Origin of the sequence: Variovorax sp. 770b2, from assembly GCF_900115685.1 — a bacterium.
In the GTDB taxonomy this organism is placed as follows: Bacteria; Pseudomonadota; Gammaproteobacteria; order Burkholderiales; family Burkholderiaceae_C; genus Variovorax.
Genome location: NZ_FOXJ01000009.1, coordinates 190307 through 213693 on the forward strand (window position 1 = coordinate 190307; position 23387 = coordinate 213693).

General features: G+C 67.5%; 24 protein-coding genes and 1 pseudogene. 15 read left to right on the forward strand and 10 right to left on the reverse strand.

Annotated elements, in window-relative coordinates:
• Nucleotides 1-33: 33 nt before the first annotated feature.
• From BM133_RS31620 to BM133_RS31660, 9 genes are read right to left on the reverse strand one after another with little or no spacing between them, the layout of a single operon-like run.
• Complete coding sequence (locus BM133_RS31620; RefSeq protein ID WP_093443005.1) at nt 34-849, reverse strand: ATP-binding cassette domain-containing protein; 816 nt, start codon at nt 847-849, stop codon at nt 34-36.
• Between the two features lie 7 nt (nt 850-856).
• The gene (locus BM133_RS31625; protein ID WP_093443007.1) at nt 857-1711 is read right to left on the reverse strand and encodes a nitroreductase family protein; all 855 of its coding nucleotides are present in this window, start codon (nt 1709-1711) and stop codon (nt 857-859) included.
• A complete protein-coding gene (locus BM133_RS31630) occupies nt 1708-2739 on the reverse strand; it encodes an ABC transporter ATP-binding protein (RefSeq protein WP_093443009.1) in 1032 nt (343 codons plus the stop codon). Before BM133_RS31630 ends, BM133_RS31625 begins: the two co-directional genes overlap by 4 nt.
• Complete coding sequence (locus BM133_RS31635) at nt 2736-3572, reverse strand: ABC transporter permease (protein ID WP_093443010.1); 837 nt, start codon at nt 3570-3572, stop codon at nt 2736-2738. The genes BM133_RS31630 and BM133_RS31635 overlap by 4 nt, the downstream gene beginning before the upstream one ends.
• Nucleotides 3569-4588, reverse strand: coding sequence for an ABC transporter permease (locus BM133_RS31640; protein WP_093443012.1), 1020 nt, complete (start codon nt 4586-4588; stop codon nt 3569-3571). Before BM133_RS31640 ends, BM133_RS31635 begins: the two co-directional genes overlap by 4 nt.
• The gene (locus BM133_RS31645; protein ID WP_093443014.1) at nt 4585-6192 is read right to left on the reverse strand and encodes an ABC transporter substrate-binding protein; all 1608 of its coding nucleotides are present in this window, start codon (nt 6190-6192) and stop codon (nt 4585-4587) included. The genes BM133_RS31640 and BM133_RS31645 overlap by 4 nt, the downstream gene beginning before the upstream one ends.
• Nucleotides 6193-6225: 33 nt before the next feature.
• A complete protein-coding gene (locus BM133_RS31650; RefSeq protein ID WP_093443016.1) occupies nt 6226-7437 on the reverse strand; it encodes an SfnB family sulfur acquisition oxidoreductase in 1212 nt (403 codons plus the stop codon).
• On the reverse strand, nt 7434-8822 hold the full coding sequence (locus BM133_RS31655; protein WP_093443018.1) for an LLM class flavin-dependent oxidoreductase: 1389 nt from the start codon (nt 8820-8822) through the stop codon (nt 7434-7436). Before BM133_RS31655 ends, BM133_RS31650 begins: the two co-directional genes overlap by 4 nt.
• A 54-nt stretch (nt 8823-8876) precedes the next feature.
• Entirely contained in the window at nt 8877-9788 is a 912-nt protein-coding gene (locus BM133_RS31660; RefSeq protein ID WP_093443020.1) for a TauD/TfdA dioxygenase family protein, read from the reverse strand.
• A 283-nt stretch (nt 9789-10071) separates the two neighbouring features.
• On the opposite strand from BM133_RS31660, the gene BM133_RS31665 reads away from it, so the two are divergent.
• From BM133_RS31665 to BM133_RS35300, 15 genes and pseudogenes are all read left to right on the forward strand, one after another.
• Nucleotides 10072-10503 (forward strand): DoxX family protein, encoded by a 432-nt coding sequence (locus BM133_RS31665; RefSeq protein ID WP_093443022.1) that lies wholly within the window; start codon nt 10072-10074, stop codon nt 10501-10503.
• A 57-nt stretch (nt 10504-10560) separates the two neighbouring features.
• Nucleotides 10561-11526: an AraC family transcriptional regulator gene (locus BM133_RS31670; RefSeq protein ID WP_093443024.1), complete on the forward strand. Its 966-nt coding sequence runs from the start codon at nt 10561-10563 to the stop codon at nt 11524-11526.
• A gap of 86 nt (nt 11527-11612) precedes the next feature.
• Nucleotides 11613-12200, forward strand: coding sequence for a carboxymuconolactone decarboxylase family protein (locus tag BM133_RS31675; protein ID WP_093443026.1), 588 nt, complete (start codon nt 11613-11615; stop codon nt 12198-12200).
• Nucleotides 12190-13278, forward strand: coding sequence for an acyl-CoA dehydrogenase family protein (locus BM133_RS35660; protein WP_093443028.1), 1089 nt, complete (start codon nt 12190-12192; stop codon nt 13276-13278). The genes BM133_RS31675 and BM133_RS35660 overlap by 11 nt, the downstream gene beginning before the upstream one ends.
• The gene (locus BM133_RS31685) at nt 13275-14126 is read left to right on the forward strand and encodes an ABC transporter ATP-binding protein (protein WP_256219417.1); all 852 of its coding nucleotides are present in this window, start codon (nt 13275-13277) and stop codon (nt 14124-14126) included. The genes BM133_RS35660 and BM133_RS31685 overlap by 4 nt, the downstream gene beginning before the upstream one ends.
• A gap of 19 nt (nt 14127-14145) precedes the next feature.
• The gene (locus BM133_RS31690) at nt 14146-15402 is read left to right on the forward strand and encodes an ABC transporter substrate-binding protein (RefSeq protein WP_093443029.1); all 1257 of its coding nucleotides are present in this window, start codon (nt 14146-14148) and stop codon (nt 15400-15402) included.
• A 1-nt stretch (nt 15403) separates the two neighbouring features.
• On the forward strand, nt 15404-16153 hold the full coding sequence (locus BM133_RS31695) for an ABC transporter permease (RefSeq protein ID WP_256219418.1): 750 nt from the start codon (nt 15404-15406) through the stop codon (nt 16151-16153).
• Between the two features lie 120 nt (nt 16154-16273).
• Nucleotides 16274-17092: a MetQ/NlpA family ABC transporter substrate-binding protein gene (locus BM133_RS31700; protein WP_093443071.1), complete on the forward strand. Its 819-nt coding sequence runs from the start codon at nt 16274-16276 to the stop codon at nt 17090-17092.
• Nucleotides 17089-18177 carry a methionine ABC transporter ATP-binding protein gene (locus tag BM133_RS31705; protein ID WP_093443073.1) on the forward strand — a complete coding sequence of 363 codons (1089 nt, stop codon included), beginning with the start codon at nt 17089-17091 and terminating at the stop codon, nt 18175-18177. The genes BM133_RS31700 and BM133_RS31705 overlap by 4 nt, the downstream gene beginning before the upstream one ends.
• Nucleotides 18158-18814 carry a methionine ABC transporter permease gene (locus tag BM133_RS31710; protein ID WP_093443031.1) on the forward strand — a complete coding sequence of 219 codons (657 nt, stop codon included), beginning with the start codon at nt 18158-18160 and terminating at the stop codon, nt 18812-18814. Before BM133_RS31705 ends, BM133_RS31710 begins: the two co-directional genes overlap by 20 nt.
• A gap of 135 nt (nt 18815-18949) precedes the next feature.
• Complete coding sequence (locus tag BM133_RS31715; protein WP_256219419.1) at nt 18950-19507, forward strand: acyl-CoA dehydrogenase family protein; 558 nt, start codon at nt 18950-18952, stop codon at nt 19505-19507.
• A gap of 68 nt (nt 19508-19575) precedes the next feature.
• A complete protein-coding gene (locus tag BM133_RS31720) occupies nt 19576-20286 on the forward strand; it encodes a hypothetical protein (protein ID WP_093443035.1) in 711 nt (236 codons plus the stop codon).
• A gap of 612 nt (nt 20287-20898) precedes the next feature.
• Nucleotides 20899-21429, forward strand: a complete 531-nt coding sequence (locus BM133_RS31725) for a hypothetical protein (protein WP_093443037.1) — start codon at nt 20899-20901, stop codon at nt 21427-21429.
• 269 nt (nt 21430-21698) lie between these two features.
• A pseudogene (locus tag BM133_RS31730) lies at nt 21699-21941 on the forward strand (IS5/IS1182 family transposase); the annotation flags it as partial.
• A gap of 30 nt (nt 21942-21971) precedes the next feature.
• Complete coding sequence (locus BM133_RS35300) at nt 21972-22121, forward strand: hypothetical protein (RefSeq protein ID WP_177225009.1); 150 nt, start codon at nt 21972-21974, stop codon at nt 22119-22121.
• On the opposite strand, the gene BM133_RS31735 is transcribed toward BM133_RS35300, so the two are convergent.
• A partial coding sequence (locus tag BM133_RS31735) for a high affinity choline transporter 1 (RefSeq protein ID WP_093443039.1) occupies nt 22104-23387 on the reverse strand: 1284 nt, incomplete at its 5' end. The genes BM133_RS35300 and BM133_RS31735 overlap by 18 nt on opposite strands.

Consider the following 23387-nt stretch of genomic DNA (forward strand, 5'->3'; position numbering starts at 1 on the left):
CGGCGGCACTCTGGACGCGCGGCGGGCTGACCACTATGCAGAAAACCTGGGCACAGCCGCCGCCAGCGCCGCCGTGTACGGGTGCCGTGGCTGGTCGAACAACTGGCGAGCGGGGCCTTCATCGACGATGCGGCCTTCGCGCATCACCAGCACGCGCTCGCACAACAGGCGCACCACTCCGAGGTCGTGCGAGACGAAGAGCATCGCCAGGCCCAGCTCGCGCCGCAGGCGGTCGAGCAGGGCCAGCACGCCAGCCTGCACGGACACATCGAGCGCGGCCGTGGGTTCATCGAGGATCAGCAGATCCGGACCGGGCGCGAGCGCGCGTGCGATGTTTACTCGGGCGGCCTGACCACCCGAGAGCTCATGCGGCCTGCGCTGCAGCAATTCGGGGCTCAGCTGAACCCGTCGAGCGGCTTCTAGGACGCACTGGTGCAGTGCATCTGCGCCCAGGCCGAGCAGATGACGCAGGGGCAGCGCGATCGTCTCGAAGACGGTTCGCCGTGGATCCAGGCTGTCAAAGGGGTCCTGGAAGACCATCTGGATGCGATGCCGCCACGGTGCATGCGCGGCGCTGGCGGCGGTGCGAGTGGCGAGTTCGGCGCCGTCGAACAGGATGCGCCCCGACAGCGGATCGCCCAGCCGCGCAATGAGCGTTGCCAAGGTGGACTTGCCGCAGCCCGATTCACCCACCAACCCCAGCGACTCGCCGCGCGCAATCTGAAAGCTCACGCCATCGACGGCCCGCAGCCAGCGCTGCCGATGGAACAGTCCGCCGAGCACCGGCGTGCCCGCGAGCGCATAGCGCGCGGCCAGGTCTTCGACGACGAGCAGTGGAGCAGTGGCCATTGCGGGTTCAGCGCAGCCCAATGCCCTGGGCCGTGAGCGCCTCGACCAGCCGGTGGCGTCCGCGCAGCTGGGCGGGGTCGCGCAGCCGCGCCAGCGAATGCGCGCTCCAGCGCGAGGCCGCCATGCCTTCGGCCGCATAGAAGGCCTGCATGGTCGCGTCGTAGCGCGCCACGTCGCCCGCGGGGTCGGCCGCCGCATAGCGCTCGCGCGAGAGCACCGCGCTCTGCGGCAGTCGCGGCTTCACGCTGGCCGGCCGCGAGGCGTCGGCGTACCCGACGCACAGACCGACCACCGCGAACGCGCCGGGCGGCAGGCCCAGCTCGGCCGACACGCGCTCGGGCTGGTTGCGGATCGCGCCCAGGTACACCGTGCCCAGGCCCAGAGAGGCCGCCGCCGTGACCGCGTTCTGTGCAGCGAGCACCGCGTCGATCACCGCCATCAGCGATGAATCGAGAAACTCCGTGCCCTCGACCGGCACCGCCGCATCGCGTGCCAGGCCGCGAAGCCGCGCGAGGTCGGCCAGCCATACCAGCACAAGCGGCGCCTCGCGCACCTGGGCCTGGTTGCCGGCATATTCGGCCAGCCGCGCCTTGCGTTCGGCGTCCTTGACCGCGACCACGCTCCAGGTCTGCAGGTTCGACGAACTCGGTGCCGACTGGGCCGCGGCCACCAGCCATTCGACGGTGCCTTCGGGCACCGGCTCGGGCGTGAACGCGCGCACCGAGCGGTGTGCGAGCAGGGTCTCAAGCACCGGGTTCGGCGCGGGCACGGGCAGCGCGGCCGGTGCTGCGTCGTCGCCGTAGCGGGTGCGCAGCAGTTGCCGCAGGCGATCGGCGTCGGGGTGAAGTTCGGGTGTGGTCATGCGGCGATGGCGAGGGGTTGCGGGTCGGTATGTCCGCCGGTGCGCGCGCGGGCGGGCACCCAGCAGCGCAGCACATGCTGCGCGCCGTGGCGTGTTGGTGCCGGCGCATGGGTATGGCAGCGCGCCTCGGCCTGTGCGCAGCGCCCGGCGAAGCGGCAGGCCGGCAGGTCGTTGCGCGACAGGTCAGGCAGCGCGCCGTCCACGCTGCGAAGGCCGCTCAGCGTCGACACCGACTGCGGCGTGGCGCGCAGCAGCTGCCGCGTGTAGGGATGCGCCGCGCCCTCGCGCAGCGTGCCGGCGGGCAGCGTTTCCACGAGCTGGCCCGCGTGCATCACTGCGATCCGTTCGCAGCGCTGCGCAGCCAGTGCCAGGTCGTGGGTGATCAGCAGCGTCGCCAGGCCGCGTTCGCGCGCCAGCCCGGCCACCAGGTCGAGCACGCGCGCCTGGGTGCTCACGTCCAGCCCTGTGGTCGGCTCGTCGGCGATCAGCAACTCGGGTTCGCCCGCCAGGGCGAGCGCAATCATCACGCGCTGGCATTGGCCGCCCGAGAGCTGATGTGCGAAAGCCTTCATGCGGCGCTCGGGGTCGGCGAGGCCCACGCGGTCGATCCAGCCCAGCGCGGCCCGGCGCGCCTCGGCGGCCGAGAGCTTTCGATGCGTGCGCAGCACCTGCTGCAACTGGTAGCCGATGCTGCGCAGCGGATGCAGCGCGCGCCGCGGGCTCTGGAACACGAAGCCAATGCGGCGCCCGCGCAGCCCCTGCCACGCTGCGGCATCGGGCCGTCCGTCGGCGGCCAGCAGGTCGCGGCCCTGAAACGACAGGCGTCGCGCCTGCAGGTGCGCCCCGCCATCAAGCAGGCCGGCCAGTGCGAGCGCGGTGACCGATTTGCCCGAGCCGCTTTCGCCGACCAGGCCCAGCGTCTCGCCGGCCCGCAGCGTGAAGCCGACCTTGTCGAGCGCATGCACCGCGCCACCGGGTGCGCCGAAGCGCAGGCTGAGGTCTTCGACTTCCAGCAGCGGCGTGCTCATGACCTGGCCGCCTCCGCTGCGCCGCGCGGATCGAGCCGGTCGCGCAGCGCATCGCCCAGCAGCGTGAAGCAGCCCACCGCGGCGAACAGCGCGAGGCCCGGAAAGAACGCCAGCCACCACTGCCCCGTGATGATGTAGGGCGCGCCTTCGCTCACCAGCACGCCCCATTCGGCCGTCGGCGGCCGCACGCCCAAGCCGATGAACGACAGCCCCGCGCCGTTCAGCAGCGCCCAGCCCAGGTTGATGGAGCCCTGCACCGCGAGCATCGGCAGCACGTGCGGCAGCAGCACGCCGAACAGCAACTGCGGCGCCCGCGCACCGCCCAGCCGTGCCGCGAGCACGTAGCCAGCGTTGCGCCGCACGGCCACTTCGGTGCGCGCAAGGCGGATGTAGAAAGGCAGGTTGATCAGCGCCGTCGCATACACGATGTTGACCACGCTGTTGCCCCAGGCCGCGACCAGTGCCATCGCCACGACGAAGAGCGGAAAGGCCATGAGCACGTCGACCAGCCGGCCCACGCCGCGATCGAGCGCGCCGCCGACAAAGCCGCAGAGCGCGCCGATGGCGCTGCCCGCCGCGAGCGACAACACCACCGCGCCGGCCGCCATGGCCAGGTCCAGCCGCGTGGCCACGAGCACGCGCGAGAGCAGATCGCGGCCCAGCGCGTCGGTGCCGAACCAGTGCGCGGCGCCGGGCGCCTGCAGCCGCGCGGGCACGTCGGTAGCCAACGGGTCGAAGGGCGCGAGCGCGGGGCCCAGCAGGGCGGCACCCAGGAACAGCGCGAGCAGCACCAGGCCCGCGATGCCGGCGGCATCCTTGCGGCGCGTGCTCATGCGCCGGCTCCAGCGCGTGGATCGATACGGCCGTGCAGCACATCGACCAGCAGGTTGACGAACACGAAGAGCAGCGCCACCAGCAGTACAAAGCCCTGCAGCGGGGCATGGTCGGCCGCCATCAGCGCGTCGAGCGCATAGCTGCCGATGCCGGGCCAGGCGAAGACCTTCTCGATCACCACGTTGGCGCTCAGCATGTACGAGAACACCATGCCGGCGCTGGTGACTACCGGCAGCAGCGCCAGGTGCAGCGCGTTCGCGAGCGCCGCGCGCGGCGGCAGTCCGAGCGCGCGCGCGGTGCGCACCGGGTCGCTGCGCAGCACGCCCAGGAGCGACGCACGCGTGAGCCGCGCCACCGGCGCGAGCGAAAAGAAGGCCATGGCCACGCTGGGCAGCAGCAGCCGTCCTGCGGCCGAGCCCAGCGCGTCCCAGCGCCAGGCCAGCAGCGCATCGACGAACATGAAACCCGTCACCTGCGGCGGCGGCGCGAGCATCGCGTCGATGCGCCCCGTGGGCTCCGGCGACCAGCCGAGCAGGAAGTAGAAGACGTAGATCAGCAGCAGCGCAATAACGAAGCTGGGCATGCAGCTGCCGCCCACGGTGAGCAGCGTGCAGGCGCGGTCCCAGATCGAGCGGGGCCGCAGTGCCGCGGCGGCGCCCAGCGGCAGCGCCACGGCCAGCGTAAGCGCGAAGGCGGCGAAGGTGAGTTCCAGTGTGGCCGGCAGCCGCTGCCACAGGTCGGTCAGCACGGGCTGCCCGGTCATGTGCGACTGGCCCCAGTCGCCGTGTACCAGCGCGTAGAGGTAGTGCTGCAGTTGCACCGCGAGCGGCTGGTCCAGCCCCATGCGCGCGCGGATCTGCGCGATCTCCTCCGGTCCCGCGCTGGGCCCCGAGGCCAGGAAAGCGGCGGGGTCGCCCGGCAACACGTGCGTGAGCAGGAAGGTGAAGACCACGGCGCCCAGCAACACAGGTACTGTGGCCAGCACCCGATTGGCGGCGCGTCCTGCAATGCTCATGCGCGAACGAGGGGCCGGAAATCGACCTGCCCATGGATGTAGTAAGTGAAGCCTTGCAGGTCGGGCTGCAGAGCGGCCTCGAAGGCGGGCAGCCACAGCGGAACCAGCGGCACCTGGTCGAACGCGATCTCGATCGCGCGCTGGATGCCGCGGTCATACTTCGCACGGTCTGTTTCCCATCGCGCTTGGTCCACCAGCTTGGCGAGCTCGTCGTTCTTGAACGAGCCGAAGTTCCAGCGCCAGTCGCCCTGGAAGAAGATGCGGAAGAAGTAGTCGGGATCGTTGAACCAGGCCGACGAACTGTCGATGAAGAAGGGCAACTTCTTCTCGGTCTGCAGCGTGCCCCACTGTGCGCTCGGCACCTTCTCGATGGACAGCTCGACACCGATCTTGCCCAGCGCTTCCTGGATCAGCAGCGCCGCGGGCTCGGCAAGCGTGGCGTCGCCCACGTTGTAGCTGAAGCTGGTCTTGAAGCCCTTGGCCAAACCCGCTTGCGCCAGCAGCTTGCGGGCGCGCAGCACCTGCGTCTCGTACGGGTAGGCCTGCGGAAAGCGACTGCTGGCCGGCTTGGCCGAACGCGCGCCATACAGCGGCTCGCCGCGTCCCAGATTGGCGCCACGCAACAGCGACGTGTAGGGCAGGGCGTAGGCCACGGCCTGGCGCACGCGCACGTCGTCGAAGGGCTTGGCCTGCGTGTTGAAGGCCACGAAACGGAAGCTGGTAGTGACCGGCACCGAGACCACCTTGGCGCGGGTGGTGTCTGTGAGTGCGTCTAGGTCCTTGGGCGGCAGCTGCAGCACCACGTCGGCATCGCCCTTGAGCAGCGCCGCCACGCGGTTCGATGCGGAGGGCACGACCTGGAACACTGCGCGCCGGATCTGCGGCTGCGTGCCGCTCTTCCACGCGTCGAAGCGCGCATAGATCACCTGCTGGCCAGGCGCGAAGTTCTCGATGCGGTAGGCGCCGCCACCGGCCTCGTTGCTCTTGACCCACTCGGTGGCCCACGGGTCGGCCGCGGTGGCGTGTGACCTGGCGAGTTCCGAATTGAGGATGGACGCGAAGGACAGCGCCAGGTTCGGCAGCGTGTAGCGGTCGGCGCGCGGCAGCGCGATGCGCAGCGTGTGCGTGTCCACCACGGTGAACTGCGCGGGATTCTCCAGCGAGCCGGTGGCCAGCTGGCGCTTGCTGGCCGGCAGCGCGACCGCGCGGTCCAGCGACCACTTGGCGTCGGCCGCGGTGACGGGCTTGCCGTCGTGGAAGGTCGCGTCGCGCCGCAGCTTGAAGGTGAGCGTCCTGCCGTCGGCCGATTGCTCGAAGCTTTCGGCCAACTCGCCGCGCAGGCGCGCGTAGTCGTACTTGAAGACGCCGGGCGAGATCTGCGTGCGGTCGAAGTTGATCAGCCGGTCGTACACGTTGGTGAAGAGCCCGAGCGATTCTCGACTCACGCCTTCCCCGTGCGGATCCTGTGAGTTCGGTGCGCCTTCGGCCAGCACGCGCACGGTTTCCTTGCGCGACTGCGCCAGCGCCGAGAGGGGCAGGCTGAGGCCGATGCTGCCGAGCGATGCGGCGGCACCGCCTTGTTGGATGAAGCGACGACGGTCCATGGAACTGCTTTCGTGAAAAAATCGGGGCGTTGCTTATAGCGAAGCGTGGCGCTGCGGCGTTGTGCCGTTGAGCCAGTGGTTGCCGACGGCATGCGGCTTCCATCGCACCGGGTCATGCACGGTGTGGGTGCGGGCGTTGCGCCAGTGGCGGTCGAGGTTGTGCTCGGACAGCGTCGATTGGGTGCCGCCGAGTTCGATCAGCGTGGTGGCCGCGCGCAGCGCGAATTCGGTGGTGAGCACCTTGGCTTCGGCCACGGCGATCGATGATTCGGTGACGTGCTCGGGCGTGGCCTCGTCGCGCGCGAGGTCTAGGCGCACGCCGGCGCGCTGCAGCAACGCCTCGGCCGCATGCAACTGGATCACCAGCTCCCCGACGCGGCTGAGCGTGAGCGGATCGTCCGCCGCGCGTGCCACGCCGCTGTCAGGCCAGGGCCGCGCACGCTCGCGCACCCAGGTGCGCAGGTCGGCCATGGCGGCGCGGCCGATGCCCAGGTCGATGGCCGCGTGCAGTAGCTGCGCGAATGGACCGTGGATGGTCGGCGGCTCGAACAGCTGCGCGCGCGGCAGCACATGCAGCGGGTCGACGGCCACGTTCTCCGCGGTGACGGTGCCGCTCGCGGTAGTGCGCTGGCCGAAGCCGGTCCAGTCGTCGAGCACCTGCAGGCCCGGGGCTTCGCGCGGCAAGTAGACCAGCACCTGCCGGTCTTCCTCGTCTTTGGCAGCCACCGGCACCCAGTGCGCAAAGATCGCGCCGGTGCTGTAGAACTTGCGGCCGTTCAGCCGGAGGCCCTCGGGCGTGCGCGAGAGGCGCGCCGTCACCACCTTGGCGTTGGCGCCGCCGCTCTCGGACACCGCGTTGCCGAAGCGGCGGCCTTGCAGCGCCTCGCGGAAGAAGAAGTCCTGCTGCGCCGGGTTGCCGATGAGGCGCACCGCATCGACAAGGCAATAGTGGTTCTGCGGAATTTGGCCGAGGGCCGGGTCGGCCTCGGAGACGAGCGCCGTGACCTCTGCGAGCGTGGCGTGCGAGACCGCCCCGCCGCCGAACGCGCGCGGCACGGTGATGCCCCAGAGGCCGCTCGCGGAGAAGCGCTCCACCTCGTCGAAGGGCAGGCGGCGTCCGCGGTCTCGCTCTGAGGCGCCCGGCGCGAACTCGTCGGCCAGCACGCGGGCCGCGGCAAGCGCCTCGGCGTCGTCGCGGATGACATGCGCGTGTGCGGTGCGCACGGGTGTGTATTCAAGGGTCATGGGGTCTGTTGTGAAAGGTCGCGCCATTGGGCGCCGGCATGCGTGGACGGCAGCCGCGCCTGGCCGGTGCCGAAGATCTTTTCGCGCCAGACGCCATTGGCGTACGCGGTCTTGTGCAGGCCGCGGCGCTGCAGTTCGGGCACCACCAGGTCAACGAAGTGCTCCAGCCCCTCGGGGCTCACCGTGCGCACGAGGTTGAAGCCGTCGACACCGGCCTCGTCGACCCAGGCCTCAATCTCGTCGGCGACCTGCGCCGGGCTGCCGACCACGGGCGTGTGGCGTCCGCCCAGTGGCATCTGCGCGAGCAACTGGCGCACCGTGGGCGAGGGCTTGCCGCCCTGGCCGGCCAGCGACGACACCGAACTCTGGATCGCATCGGCGCTGCCGCCCGACACCGGATCGTCGAGGCCGAAGCGCGAGAGGTCCACGCCGATGGCGCTCGAGAACTGCACGAGGCCGGCTTCGGGCTGTGCATAGCCGCGGTATTCGTCGAAGCGCTCACGCGCCTCGGTGTCGGTGCGGCCGGTGACCACCTGCAGCGTGGTGACGAAGCGCACGCTGTCGCGCGTGCGACCGACCGCGGTCAGCGCGGCTTCGAGTTTTCGGATGACCTGCGCGGTCGCCTTCAACCCCTGGTTGGGCACGAACACCACCTCGGCATGGCGCGCCGCGAAGGCGGTGCCGCGCGGCGACGCCCCGGCTTGGAACAACAGCGGCGTGCGCTGCGGCGAGGGCTCGCACAGGTGCATCGCATCGAGCCGGTAGGCCGGGCCTTCATGGCGAATGCGGCGCACTCGAGCCGGTTCGGTGTAGATGCCGCTCGCGCGGTCGGCCACCACCGCGTCGTCGTCCCAGCTGGTTTCCCACAGCTGGTAGACCAGGTCCATGAATTCGTCCGCTCGGTCGTAGCGCGCATCGTGGCTGAGCGGCGCGCTCTGCCCGAGGGCGCGCGCGGAACTGTCCAGAAAGCCCGTGACGATGTTCCAGCCGATGCGGCCTTCGCTCAGGTGGTCCAGCGTGGACATGCGTCGCGCAAAGGTGTGTGGCGATTCCGCCGAGATCGTCGCCGTGATGCCGAAGCCCAGGTGCCGTGTGACGCTGGCCATGGCGCTCACCAGCACGGCCGGGTCGTTGATCGGCACCTGGATCGCGTGGCGCAGCGCCGCGTCGGGGCTCCCGCCCCAGACGTCATACACGCCCGACACGTCGGCGAGGAACAAGCCGTCGAACAATCCGCGCTCCAGCGTGCGAGCCAGGTCGAGCCAGTACGGCATCCGCTTGTAGTCGATGGAGCGGTCGCGCGGATGCCGCCACAGCCCGTGCGAGATGTGGCCGACCGTGTTCATGTCGAACGCGTTCAGAAGGATGGGGCGGCGGGGGGCCATGGAGTATCCGGTGCTTTGGGTCCGGGTGGACTCGCGAGCGCCCGGCTGGCGGGTTCAGTACGGGCGGCTGCCCGAGAGGCTGATGCGCTTGAGCACACGCCGCTCGCCGTTGTCGAAGGCGCTGCGCGCGTGCAGCGTCGCCTGGTTGTCCCAGTAGACGATGTCGCCCACCGACCAGCGGTGCGTGTAAGCGAAGCGCGGCTGCAGCAGGTGCGCGCGCAGGCGGGTAATGAGCGCCGCGCCGTATTGCGGATCGACACCGACGATCTCAACCTCGGTCTTCTCGCCCAGGTGCAGAATGCGCCGGCCGCTGTCGGGGTGGGTACGTACCAGCGGATGCACCTCGAATGGCGTGAGCGGTTCGATATCGGGCGTGCGGTAGAGCGGAAAGCCCGTAGTGAGCGGCTTGAGCTTGCGCAAGAACGGGTTGTAGGTGATGAGCTTCAGGTCCGCGATCTCGCGCTGGGTGCCCGCGTCGAGCGCATCCCAGGCGGCCGCGAGGTTGACCCAAGTGGTGTCGCCGCCTTCCGAAGGCACCTCGATTCCATAAAGCAGCGAGCCCGACGAGGGCACCGGCGTCCAGTGGTGATCCGCATGCGCCGCGAGCTCGTCATGGCCGAGCACGCCGCCTGCGAGGTTCGACACCAACACAATATCGGGCGTGTTGCCGCCGTAGGGGTCGGAGCCGAGCACTGGCACGTTGGCGGGCGGGCGAAACACGCTGCCGAAGTAGCTGGCAAGCCGTTCGAACTGCCCGTCGGCGAGTCGCTGACGCTTGAAGACCAGCACGTGCCGTTCGAGCAACGCTTGCTTCAGCGCGAGTACCTGGCCAGCTTCAAGCGGCTGGGCGGCATCGAGGCCGGTGACTTCAGCGCCAAGTGCTGCTTCGATAAGTCCGATGTGAAGTGTTTCGGCGCCGCCATTTTCGGTGACGCGCAAGGGCGCGGTGTCTATCGACAGGGACATGGGAATAAGTTCTTGGGCGCGAATGCGGTGCGTCGGAATGCTAAGAAAGTTCGCTCCCCTCGCATGCGCCCATTGCGCATGTGCATATGCGCAAATCAGCCATCGGCGCGTTCAGGCATCGTTGCCCGCCGCAACCACCAAAGAATGAATCCGCTATGGATATGCACCGCGGGCGCTGCACGGAAAACAGAAGTGAAAGCGCGAATTTCGTGCTTGGGGCGCCGTGCCGGCGCTCGCAGAATCCGCTTGGTCAATCACCGACCACTTCTCCGGAGTCCATCGCATGAGCCTTTCCAACACAGACCGCCTGGTTCCGTCCGCACTCTCGGTGCTGCGCATCGTCTCGGCCTACCTGCTGATCCAGCACGGCTCGGCCAAGCTTTTCGGCGTTCCACATGTGGCCTTCTTCGACAACCTGCAGATCGTCTCGCTGATCGGGGTTGCGGGCATCCTCGAATTCTTCGGCGGCATCTTGTTGCTGGTCGGCCTGTTCACGCGGCCGGTGGCATTCGTGCTCTCGGGGCTACTGGCGTTCGCGTACTTCCTCGGGCACGCGTCCAAGGGCTCTGTGCTCGTACCGTTCCTGAACCAGGGCGAGGCCGCTGTGCTGTTCTCGTTCATCTTCCTGTTCATCTCAGCAGCCGGAGCGGGCTCCTGGAGCGTGGATGCATGGCGCCGGCGCCCGGCAACCACATCCTTGACTGCTGTGGCATAAGCTCACGACGAATCGTTCTTTGGCGCTTGCCCGGGTGCTCGGCCACACTCGGGCCCCATGTCTTCCGCACGCCTGCTCGACGCCTTTTCCCCAGCGGCCGAGGCCGGTTTCGACGGACAGGTCGACCGGGTGGTCGATTGGCTCCTGGGCAGCCTCGAATGGAGTGCCACGCTGTTCCATGTGGGTCAGTACTGCGGCCGCTGGCGCGCGTCGACAGCGGGCCGGGCACGAGCGAGCTTTCATCTGATCCTGGAAGGCCGCTGCTGGCTGCACAGGCCGGGGCGCCCATCAGTGCAACTGGCTCCGCGCGACGGCGTGTTCCTGATGCAGGACGTGCCGCACTTTCTCTCGCCCTATGCGGACCCGGCCATCGACTGTGCACCTCGCACGATGCAGCAGTTCTCGGGCACAGGCGCGCTCGGCGAAACCGGCTTGGCCTGTGGTTTCTTCTCGTTCGACGGGCCGTTCCGGGACGTCATCGCCAAGGCATTTCCCGAATGCCTCGTGCTGCGGGCGGACGATCTGGCCATGGCCTCGGCGGCCACCTTGTTCGACCTGATGCGCAGCGAGGCGCAACGCGCCGGCACCGAGCCTTCGGTGGCGATGGATCGGCTCGCCGGCCTTCTGTTCTTCTACGGCCTTCGGCACGCAGCACGCAGCGAGATGCATGCGCACGGGCTTTGGACCCTGCTGCGCAAGCGCGGCTTCGCACCTCTGCTGGCTGACATCCTCCAGGAGCCCGCGCGTGCATGGACGGTCACGGAGATGGCCGATCGGGTTCATCTGTCGCGCACGGCCTTCTTCCGCCAGTTCGGCGAAGCCTGCGGCCAATCGCCATTGCAGTTCCTGTTGCTGCTGCGCATGCAGGTCGCAGCACGGCGTATGGCACAGGGTGAATCGATCGGCCAAGCAGCCGAGGCCGTGGGCTATGCGTCCTATGCCGCGTTCTCGCGAGCCTTCAAGCGCGTGATGGGCGAGCAGCCCGGCGCCTGGCAGCGCGCGCGCCGGGACGAACCGGCATAGATGCGCGACCTCCGGTCATTGATACGCCGGGCCCGCACCTGAAGAATCGGCACCTCACGCCGAATCACTTCGAACCAAGCAACGCCATGACACGCCTGACCCTGCAGACCGAGACCTCCGCGCCCGACGAGAGCCGCCCCCTGGTGCAACGCGCCATCGCCAACAGCGGTTTTCTGCCGAACCTGATCGGCATCCTCGCCAACTCGCCGCAAGCGCTGGAAACCTACCTCGGCGTGGCGCAGGCCACGGCGCGTGGAGAACTGTCGTTGGCCGAACGCGAGGCGCTGCAGATCACGGCGGCACGCATCCACGGCTGCGATTTTTGCGTAGCGGGCCACAGCGCCGCTGCCTTGAAGCAGGCGAAGCTGCCGCTGGAGGCCGTGGGCAAGCTGCAACGTGGCGAAGCGAGCGGCGAGCCACGGCTCGATGCCGTTCGCGTCTTCACCGAAGCCGTGATCGCCACGCGCGGCAAGGTGGCCGACGACGCGCTCGCGGTTTTTCGCGGCGTAGGCTTTTCCGAACGGCAGGTCCTGGAGGTGGTACTCGGCGTGAGCTTGGCCACGCTGTGCAATTTCGCCAACAGCCTGGCGGGCAGTCCGGTCAATCCGCAGTTGCAACCGTACCTGCCGGAGAACCTGTTGGAAGCTCAGAGAGCTGCCGGCCATGCTGGCTGAGGCCGACCGTCGCTGGCTGGACGACAGCGCCGAGTTGCTCGATTCCGGCAATGCGCTGGCCTCCGAGGTCGTGCCGCGGTTGGCGGGCGCAGGCCTGTTCGGACTGGGTGTACCCAGAGACCTCGGCGGGCAGGGCGGTGACGTGCGCGATGCGGTCGAGGCGATTGCCACGGTAGCCGGCTACTCGCTGGCGGCCGCATTCACTTTCTGGGGACAGCGCGCATTCATCGAATACCTGCTGCAGTCTCCCAACGCCGGGTTGAGAGAGCGCTGGCTACCAGGCCTGCTCAACGGCTCGCAGGCGGGCGCCACGGGTCTCTCGAACGCGATGAAATATCTGGGCGGCATTGAGTCGCTGCAGATCACGGCCACGCCTGAGGGCGAGGGGTGGCGGCTCGATGGCGTAGTGCCGTGGTGCACTAACCTGCGACCTCAAGGCTTCGCGGCGGCCGTAGCGGTGCAGCGTGCCAAGGGTGGCGCGCCGCTGGTGGCAGTACTGACGGCGGGACAGTTGGGCGTCACGCGTAGCGACGACCTGGACCTGATCGCCCTGCGGGGCAGCAACACGGCGTCGCTGCACATCGAGGGCGCGCGATTGGAGGCGGCCGAGGTGATCCACGAGGAAGCAAACCGCTTTCTTCCCGCGATACGGCCGGACTTTCTGGGCCTGCAATGCGGCCTGTCGATCGGACTCGCACGCGCCGCACTGGCCACGGCGGCCGAACGCAGCGGTGCGGGCCGGGCGGTGCTCGAGGGCCCCATTGCCGCACAGCAGGAGCGATTGGCCGCCACTGTCGATGCGCTCTACGAAGGGCTGGCCGACAGACGCTTTCGCACACAGCCGGAGGCCTTGTTCCGGGCGCGGCTGGCATTGGCGGATATCGCACAAGGCGCCGTGCAGTTGGAACTGCAGGCCAGCGGCGGCCGCGGCTACCACCGGGACCAGCCGTTGACCTTCGCGCGTCGCTGGCGCGAGGCAGCTTTCATTCCGATCGTCACACCAAGCGTCGTTCAGTTGCAGGGCGAGCTGGCCAAGCGCGCGGCCCAGCAGGCTGCAGCGGCCGCCAGCGCACCGTGAACGCAAGCGACACGACCGCCGCGGACCTGCGGCACCCGGTGCTTCAGGCGCGCGATCTCGCCTTTGGCTACGCCAAGGGCAAACCGGTGTTTACCGGCGTGTCGCTCGAGGTGGCGCCACGCGAGATCGTCTGCCTGCTCGGCGGCAGCGGCTGCGGCAAATCCACGCTCCTTCGCACGCTCGCGCATCTGGAGCCGGCGCATGCGGGGCAGACCTCGGGGCAGATCCGTTTTCTGGGAGAGCCGCTGTCCGCGCCGCATCCCCGCGCGGCGATGGTGTTCCAGCAACCTGGCCTTCTGCCCTGGCTTGACGCCGCGCGCAACACCGGTTTCGGCTTGGACTTCGCACGGCAGCCGCTGTTGCAACGCGCCCAGCGCGCGCAACGCGTACAGGAAGCCCTGGAGGCCGTGGGCTTAGCGGGGCAGGGTGGCCTCTACCCCGCAGAGCTTTCGGGCGGCATGGCACAGCGCGTGGCGTTGGCCCGGGCGCTCGCGCGCGAGCCGGTGCTGTTGCTGGCTGACGAACCCTTCTCCGCGCTCGACGCGATAACGCGGGCCGAAATGCAGGAACTGCTGGTCGACGTCGTGCACCGCTGGCAAACCGCCGCGCTGCTGGTCACGCACGACATCGACGAGGCGATCCTGGTCGGTGACCGCATCCTGCTCATGGGCGGCCGGCCGGGACGCATCGTGCGAGAGTGGCGGGTGGACATTGCGCGGCCGCGCATAGCTGATGCCGCGGCCTTCACGGCCCTGCGCCTGGACCTCCTCGCTGCGCTGCACGCCGCCCGCGCGCCGGGCGGCATCACCGCTTCTGCCCGCTTGCCGGCTGACGCAACCCTCATTTGATCTCCCGAAAGCATTCCCGATGACTGACCGAACGCCCGTTGCTGCACACTCCGTTCGCAGCCCCCACGTCTGCGCTTCGCCGGCCTGCGATTGCGGCCTGACGCGGCGCGACATGCTGCGCCTGTCGGCATTGGCCGGTGCCGGCGTGGCCGCACCGTTTCTCACGGCGGGCGACGCGATGGCGCAGGGCTTCAAGGGCGACGACCAGCCCGTGAAGATCGGCTACCTGCCCATCACCGACGCTACACCGCTCCTGATCGCCCACGCGCGTGGCCTGTTCGACAAGGAGGGGCTGCGTGCCGAGACGCCCCGCATGTTCCGCTCGTGGGCACAGATCGTCGAGGCCTTCGTCGCCGGCCAGGTCAACGTGATCCACCTGCTCACGCCGGCCACGTTGTGGGTGCGCTACGGCTCCAAGTTCCCCGCGAAGATCGTGGCCTGGAACCACGTCAACGGCTCCGCGCTCACGGTGTTGCCCGAGGTGAACAAGCTCGCCGACCTGGGCGGCAGGACCGTGGCGGTGCCGTTCTGGTATTCGATCCACAACGTGCTGCTGCAGGACCTGCTGCGCACCGAAGGGTTGACCGCGGTGACGCGCGCGGCCAGCGGGGCCATCGGGCCCAAGGAGGTCAACCTCGTGGTGCTGGCGCCTGCCGAGATGGTGTCGGCGCTGGCGGGGAAATCGATCGCCGGCTTCATCGTGGCGGAGCCCTTCAACGCGGCGGCGGAGATCGCCGGCGTCGGCAAGGTCCTGCGCTTCTCGGGCGACATCTGGAAGGACCACGCCTGCTGCGTGACCTTCCTGGCCGAGCGCGATATCGCGGAGAAACCCGAGTGGGCGCAGCGCGTGACCAGCGCGCTGGTGAAGGCACAGCTCTGGATACGCGACAACCGGCTCGATGCGGCGCGCCTGCTTTCCAGCGCGGGCGAGCGCCGCTACACGCCGCACCCGACGCAGACCCTGGCGAAGGTGCTTGCATCGACCGACTACGCCAGCTACGAGGCCAGCGGCGTGGTGCGTCACAAGGGATGGACCCAGCGGCGTATCGACTTCCAACCGTACCCTTTCGCCTCGTACACAGAGCAACTGGTGCGTGCGGTACAGGGCACCAAAGTCGAGGGCGACAACACATTCCTGCGCGCGCTCGATCCGAAGTTCGTGGAGCGAGACCTCGTCGACGACCGGTTCGTGCGCAAGGCCATCGAAAGCGTCGGTGGCCCCCAGGTATTTGGCGTGGCGGCGGACTACAGCCGCCGCGAAACCATTGCGGCCTGAGGTGCGGCAGCGCTGGTCACTGTCGCTTGCCGGCCCTGCGTTGGTGCTGGCGCTGTGGTGGGCCGGCAGCGTGCTGCTTACGCAGCGCACGCCGGTGGCCGCGGCGTTCGCGCCAATGCCTTCGCTGACTGCGCTAGTCCACCTGCTGGCAGCACCGGACATCTGGTACCACGCGTTGCTGAGCCTGCAGCGCGTGGCCGTTGGGCTTCTGCTGGCCATCGGTTTCGGCGTGCCGCTGGGCGTGCTCACCGGCTTGTCGCGCGGGTTCGCACAGGCCTCCACGCCGATGTTCCAGTTCCTGCGGATGATCTCGCCGCTGTCGTGGATGCCGATCGCCGTGATGGTGCTCGGCGTGGGCGACCTGCCGGTGTACTTCCTGCTCGCCTTTGCGGCGGTGTGGCCAATCCTGCTGAACACAGCTGCAGGGGTGGCGCAGATCGATCCGCACTGGCTCATGCTGGCGCGCGGCCTTTCGGCCACGCGCCGCGAGATGGTGCTGCGGGTGATCCTGCCGGGCATCACCGCCCACATCCTCACGGGCGTGCGCCTAGCCATCGGGATCATCTGGATCGTCTTGGTTCCGGCCGAGATGCTGGGCGTGTCGGCTGGACTCGGCTACTTCGTGCTGGACACACGCGATCGCCTGGCGTACTCCGAGCTCATGGCCGTCATCGTGCTGATCGGAGCCTTCGGCTATCTGCTGGATGGCTTGGCGCGGTGGTTGCATGCGCGGTGGCTTCACGCCCGCTAGAGCGCGCTTCTTCGCTGCGCGAGATAGCTTCCTCGAAAACTTTCCTTCTCCGCCGCGCGCCATCCTTTGAAGATCGGCGGCCTGCGCATTCCGCGCAAGGATCAGAGAGAGAAAAAAGAGATGCAGAACCGCAATGTGTTGCGCGCCTTGTGCGCGATGTTCCTAGCCTCGACGGCCTTATGGGCCCACACCGCCGCCGTGGCCCAGCCCTCGACACTGCGCGTGGGCGTGCGCGGCGGCGTCGACGAAGAAATCTGGGAAGTAGTCGCCAAGGTCGCCAAGCAGAATGGCCTCGACGTCAAGCCCGTGGTCATCACCGGATCGGCCAGCCCGAACGAAGCGCTGAACAACGGCGACCTCGAAGCCAATTCGTTCCAGCACATTCCCTTCCTGAACGACCAGGTCAAGCAGCGCGGCTACAAGCTGGTCAACGTGGGCAGTACCTACATCTCGCCCATCGCCTTCTATTCGAAGAAGTTCAAGGCGTTCAAGGATTTGCCGGATGGCGCCAAGCTCGGCATCCCGGACGACCCAAGCAACCAGACGCGCGCGCTCGTGGTGCTGCGCGACCAGGGCGTGCTCACGCTGCGCGACGGCTTCGATCCCTTCGCCGGCACTGCCACGTTGAAAGACGTGACCGGCTACAAGAAGAAGGTGCAGCTCGTGGAGGCCGCCTCGGTGGTGCTCGCGCGCTCGCTGGAAGACGTGGACGCGGCCGCCATCGTCAACACCTTCGCCTATCAGGCGGGTCTGATCGCCACGCGCGACGGCATCGCGGTCGAGAAAAAGGAGAACAATCCCTACGTCAACATCATCGTCGTTCGCGAGCAGGACAAGGGCGCCGCGTGGGTAAAGCAACTGGTCAAGTCCTACCAGTCGGAGGAAGTCCGCAAATTCATCCAGACCAAGTACCAGGGCTCGGTCCTGCCGGTTTTCTGAGCACCGAATCGACAACCGCGGGGCCAGCCCACATCGTCTTCGATCAGGTCCGCAAGGACTACGCGGGCTCGGCAGGGCCGGTGAGGGCGCTGGAGGCGGTGTCTTTCTCGGTCGCGCGCGGCGAGTTCTTCGGGATCATCGGGCGCAGTGGGGCGGGCAAGTCGACCCTGTTGCGCACCATCAATGTGCTGGAGGGGGCCAACGACGGTAGCGTGCACGTCGATGGCGTCGACGTGGGCAGCCTGGACGAGGACGGGCTGGTTCTTCTACGCCGCCGCATCGGCATGATCTTTCAGCACTTCAACCTACTGTCGGCCAAGACAGTGCGCGACAACGTTGCGCTGCCGCTGAAGGTGGCGGGCAGTGCGCCGGCACGCATCCGGGAGCGCGTCGACGAACTGCTGGACCTCGTGGGGTTGAGTGACAAGGCCGAGGTCTATCCGGCGCAGCTCTCAGGCGGTCAGAAGCAACGCGTGGGCATCGCGCGCGCTCTGGTGCACAAGCCGCAGATCCTGCTGTGCGATGAGGCGACCTCGGCGCTGGACCCCGAGACGACACAGTCCATCCTTGCGCTGCTGCGTGACATAAACCGCAGATTCGGTCTGACGGTGGTTCTCATCACACACGACATGGGGGTGATCCGCGAGGTGTGCGACCGCGTGCTCGTGCTTGATGGGGGGCGCCTAGTCGAACTGGGCGAAGTCTGGCGCGTGTTCGGCAAGCCCGAGGCCGAGGCTACGCGCGCGCTGCTGCAGCCGCTGCTGCACGACCTGCCGTCCGATCTGGCCGCAGCGCTGGTGCCCGACTTCGCGGGCTTGGCAGGGCGACCGGGCAAGGCGGTACTGAGCCTGGGATTCGACGGCGCCTCGCGTCCGCAGGGCGTGTCTTTCGAGGCATTGGCAGCGCTCGGACCCGGCGCGACATGGCTGCACGGCGGGCTGGACCGCATCCGGGGCCACGCGCAGGGCCGGCTACTGGTGGCCGTACCGGCTGCCGCGGACCGTCCGTTTGACAAGGAAGTTGCGCGGCTGGCGCTCGCGGCCGATCGCATCGAGGTATTGGGCTATGTCCACACCGCTGATTGACAAGTACATCCAGGCGTTCTTTCAGACGCTGGCGATGGTGAGCGTGTCGGCCTTCATCGCCATCGCGCTAGGCCTGGTGCTGGCCGTGGTGCTCACAGTGACCGCGCCGCGCAACCTCTACCCGAGGCCGCGTTTTCACCGGATGCTGTCGATCGCCGTGAACGTGTGCCGAGCGATTCCTTTCATCATCCTCTTGATCGCGCTGCTGCCCGTCACGCGCTTCATCGTCGGCACGACGCTGGGCACCTGGGCTGCCGTGGTGCCGCTGGCAGCCAACCTGATTCCGTTCTACGCACGCATCGCGCAGGTGAGCCTGAACGATGTCGACGGCGGGTTGATCGAAGCCGCGCGTGCCATGGGTTGCAAGCGGTGGCACATCGTGCGTCACGTGCTGCTGCCCGAGGCACTGCCAGGCATCATCGGCGGCATGACGGTCAGCGTGATCGCCATGGTCAACGCATCAGCGATGGCCGGCGCGGTGGGCGCGGGCGGACTCGGCGACCTGGCGATCCGCTATGGCTACGAACGCTACGAAACCCGGGTGATGTTCGAGGTGATCGTGATCCTGATCGCGCTGGTCTCGGTGATCCAGTTCGGTGGCGAGTGGCTGGCGCGCAGGGTCGATCACCGGCGTTGAGGCTGGCGCCTGCCGAATCCTTGGCTCCGCGAACCGACGTGCGTTCCTAGGCTCGTCGGCCCCCTTGTCGAGCGCATTCCTCGCTCCTTGCGGCCGAGCGGAATCCCTTGTCCTCCTTTTCTTCTTGTACCTCCCTTGCCGAGCCGTTCGCGGAAGACTTCGGCGACCTCTCCTCCATCGTCTAGACGCTGGCTGACGCGCTCGCTGCTGCGCCAGAGCGGCCTGCTGACGCTCGCCATTTCTTGCGCCCTTGGCGGGCAGCAGGCGCGATGGCTGGGGACCTTCCGCATCCTGCGGCGGCTCGCGCGAGCCGACAGTTCGCTCGTGCACCTGTTCAGCTTCCAGTACGCGCAGGTGGCGAGCATCTTGCTCTTCAGCTCCGAGGCGCAGCAGGCGCTCTGGCTGGGGCAGGCGGTGAAGCACCGCTGGTTCTGGGGCAATGCGGTGAATGCGCAAGACACGCGCCTGCATGCGAACCGCACGCCCGACGGGCTGGAGATCGACGGTATCAAGGGCTTCTGTTCGGGCGCATCGAATTCGGACGGGCTCGACGTGTCGGTGTCGGTCTCGCTCGGCTCGCCCGGCCTGGCCTCAAGCCCGCGCGCCACGCTGCGCAACCTCATCGCCAGGTCGTCCTCACCGATCTACCTGGTAACGCGCTCGACGCCCTGCGGGAGGCCATCGACTACTTGATGCGGGACATGCGGTGACAGGGCTTTCTCGGGCTCGGCTTCGCGCAACATCATGCAGCCCTGCTGAGGATGAGCGACGACCCGGTGAACTGGTCCGACGACGATGTGCTGTATGCACTCTCCCTGCTTGGCAGCGAGGCTCCGGGACACCTCCTGGTGGGCGAAGCGGCGGCCAGGAAGCGCCTCGAGCACGTGCAGACGTTGAATGACCGCGAAGGACCGTATGGAATAGCCGATCACCAATTGGTCGAGGCATACGCCAGGCTCGCGGCTCAAGCGCTGGAGCTTGGAGTAGCTGGCTCATCGGCGGGCGGCGAATTTCGGTCGCGCTCCGGTCGTCTCCTGAACTCGACTTTCGTCGGTCCCGACGGGCGCCCTTGGGAGGAGAGTGTCCGTCCCCTGACCAAGATGGGATGGATCACTGGCGGTGATCTTGGCCGCATCGGTCTCCTTGGGCATTTTGGACAACTCATCGGCAATTCCGACATGCACGATGGCAACCTGTCGTTCCAGCCAACCCAGGGTCGGCGGCCGGCGCATCTGCAACTGGCTCCGATTTACGACATGCTGCCGATGACCCGGTGCGCGGCGTGGAACTGCCCCCACACGGACCTATTACCCACGGCTGCCCTTGTCATTGGAGAAAGACCAGTGGAAGCGGGTTGCAGTAGCGGCGGTCGCATTTTGGAACAGCGCAGAATTCTGAGCGCCGGGCGCTCAAAACTCACGGACCCTGCGAAAACATGTGGCGATGCCCAAGCCGTTGATGTTCGGGCATGACGACGCATCCGATTCCCTGCACATGGAGCCCTCTGTGTTCGCCTCACCCTGGTGTTGCCAGAAGCGATGCCGCTCGGGCATCAGTCCTGCGCAGTAAGGCGGCCCGTTTCAGGCTTCCCGATCGAGGGGGATCATCTGGTCTCGATGGCGCCGAAAGACGCTTGCGAACCTTCCCTTCACTTCGGGTTCTCCAACGACACTTCGTTGACTGGACCCGGCCCGCGGACCACGGCAAGACATGATTCGTCCTGATCGTGCTTGCCTGCTGATCGGGAACGGCCTGCTCTGCCGCCTGCGTATTCGAACATAGCAGAGATCAAATAGTCGCCTCGGCTCTTCAGAAGGACTCCCGTCATGTTCAATCGCGTCGCTGGTAACTCCGATCGTCCTCCCGAGCGTGGGTCGCTAAACCACGCATCGCAGCCAGTGACGCGTTCATCCGTCTCCCGCGCGTCGCACGATGACATGCCTGACCGCCGAAGCTCGCGCACGGTCGCTGGCCAGTCCGCCCCGCGCCGCCATAGCCCGACTAGCAGCAGCGGAGCATCGCGCGCAGTCTTCGGCGCCTCGCAGCACGCCCCGCGCCCGTCCAACCACTTCGACGAAGAGGCCATGTACGCCGCCTTCTCGCGCTCGACAGAGGCTCTGTCGCTGGAGCGCAAAGTCGGCCAGATGGGCTTTCGTTACGCGGGCGACACTAACTCGCAGTCCAAGGCCAACACCCACTTCGGACGACGCGAGATATGCATCAACGCCAACCTAACGCACGAGGAGGCGGCCCTGAGTTTCGCCTACGAGCTTGCCAACGCGTCGCAGCGCACCGCGTTTGAAGCCGGCCCCCTGGCCTTGTGGAGCCATGGCCCGGCGACACGCCAAGCGGCCGAGCTATACGCGGAACTCACTCTTCGCAAGGAGGCGAACTCGGTGCTGATGCGATCAAAGGTCGCAATCGCGATCGGCCGCGCCGACCTGATCGCGAACCAGAACTACAACGCCATTGCAGGCCTACCGGAACTGGATGGTACGCAGAGAGCCGAACTGGCATTCCAGGAAATGAAGGCTAACGGGCGCGTCAACCGTGGCCAGACGGCGGCATGGAACCATTACGTCGCCCAATACCTTGCGCACAAGGGAATAACCTGAGGCGTGCGCAAAGCGCATCGGGAGAACGGAGCCTCCATGTCCTCGCCCACTATCGTGCGCGCGCCTGCGCACACGGTGTTCTCAAAGAATGAGCGCGCCAATCCTAGCTTGGACTTTGGCGACGCCCTGGTTCAGGGCTGCACTTGCAGTTCGGGCAGTGGTTATCGGGAACGCTGTCTGCGCGCACGCCGGCTCGTCTCCAGCCCAGATCGGCGCACGCGACGTGTAGAAGCTCGCCGGGCTGATTCGATGCACCGTTTGGATGATTCGTGCCTGCGACTTACCCTCTGCGTCCGATCCGAGCGATGGTCAGTGAAGACTGCTGAAGATGGACTGCCTGTTCGCAGGCATGTATGAGGCTGACGTCAAGAGAGGGCGTCCCGCCATCGCTCCTGAGAGGTGCTGCGCGCGATGCTCTTGCACATCTTCTTCAGCGTCCACTTGGAGCGCCATCTCATCGAAGATGCGGGCTGGGTGCCCAGCGTCTTCCAAGGAACCAGGAGCGGCTGATCGCACCCAGAATGCGTTGAAGGGCTGGCACCGTGAGTACGAACGGCGACTCGACCTACGAGAACGATGAACTCGCCGCTGAGGCGATCGGCGAGGCAGTTGGGCGCTCCACCATGCGGTTCATCGCAGCCAAGACGATCGACCGGTCAGCGATTCTTGTCTTTTCATCGCGTGTTGACTGAAGTGTGGAATGGTTCGGGATTTAGGCAGATGTTCCTATCTGCGAGAAATTGCGGCAGCAGCGAGCCGGCCACCATGCCCGTGAACGCGGCCAGCACACCCGCCAACTGGGACGGGAACACGGCGCCCCAGGGCATGGCCAGGAACAGCAGCCAGGTACCGATGCCCAGCAGGATCGACGCGACCGCCCCCTGCGTGGTGGCACGGCGCCAGTACAGCCCGCACACCAGCGGCACGAACGCCCCCACCAGCGGCACCTGGTAGGCGCCCGAGACCAGCTCATAGATCGGCGTGCCCTGCATGCGGATGGCGTAGGCCAGCACGGCGGCGCTGAACAGCAGCACCGTGATGCGCATGGTCCGGAGGTTCTCGCGGTCGGTACCCGCGGGGCGGAACTGGCGCCAGATGTTCTCGGTGAAGGTGACGCTGGGCGCCAGGAGCGTGGCCGAGGCGGTCGACTTGATGGCCGACAGCAGCGCACCGAAGAACAGCACCTGCATCACGAACGGCATCTTCTGCAGCACCAGCGTGGGCAGCACCTTCTGCGGATCTTCCTTCAGCAGCACGGCCACCTCCTCCGGCATGATCAGGAGCGCGCTGGCCACCAGGAACATCGGCACGAAGGCGAACAGGATATACGCCACCCCGCCGATCACCGGCCCGCGCGTGGCGGCCTTGACGCTGTTGGCGGACATCACGCGCTGGAACACGTCCTGCTGCGGAATGGAGCCCAGCATCATCGTGATGGCCGCCGCGAAGAAGAACACCATGTCGTGCCAGTTGGGCTCGGGCCAGAACTTGAAGAGGTCCTTGCTGACCGCGAAGGCCACCACCTTGTCGGCGCCGCCGGCCATGTTGCCGGCGAACATCGCGATGATCGCCAGACCCGCGACCAGGATGATCATCTGGATGAAGTCGGTCACCGCCACCGACCACATGCCGCCGAAGAGCGTGTAGGCCAGGATCGAGACCACCCCGATCACCATGCCCAGCGGAATGCTGATGGCACCGGCCGACAGCACGTTGAACACCAGCCCGAGCGCCGTGACCTGGGCCGAGACCCAACCCAGGTAGCTCAGCATGATGATGAGCGTGCAGGCCACCTCGACACTGCGGCCATAGCGCTCGCGGTAGTAGTCGCTGATGGTCAGCAGCGTCATGCGGTAGAGCTTGCCCGCGAAGAACAGGCCCACCAGGATGAGGCAGGTGCCCGCGCCGAACGGGTCCTCGACCACGCCGTTCAGGCCGCCTTCGATGAACTTGGCCGG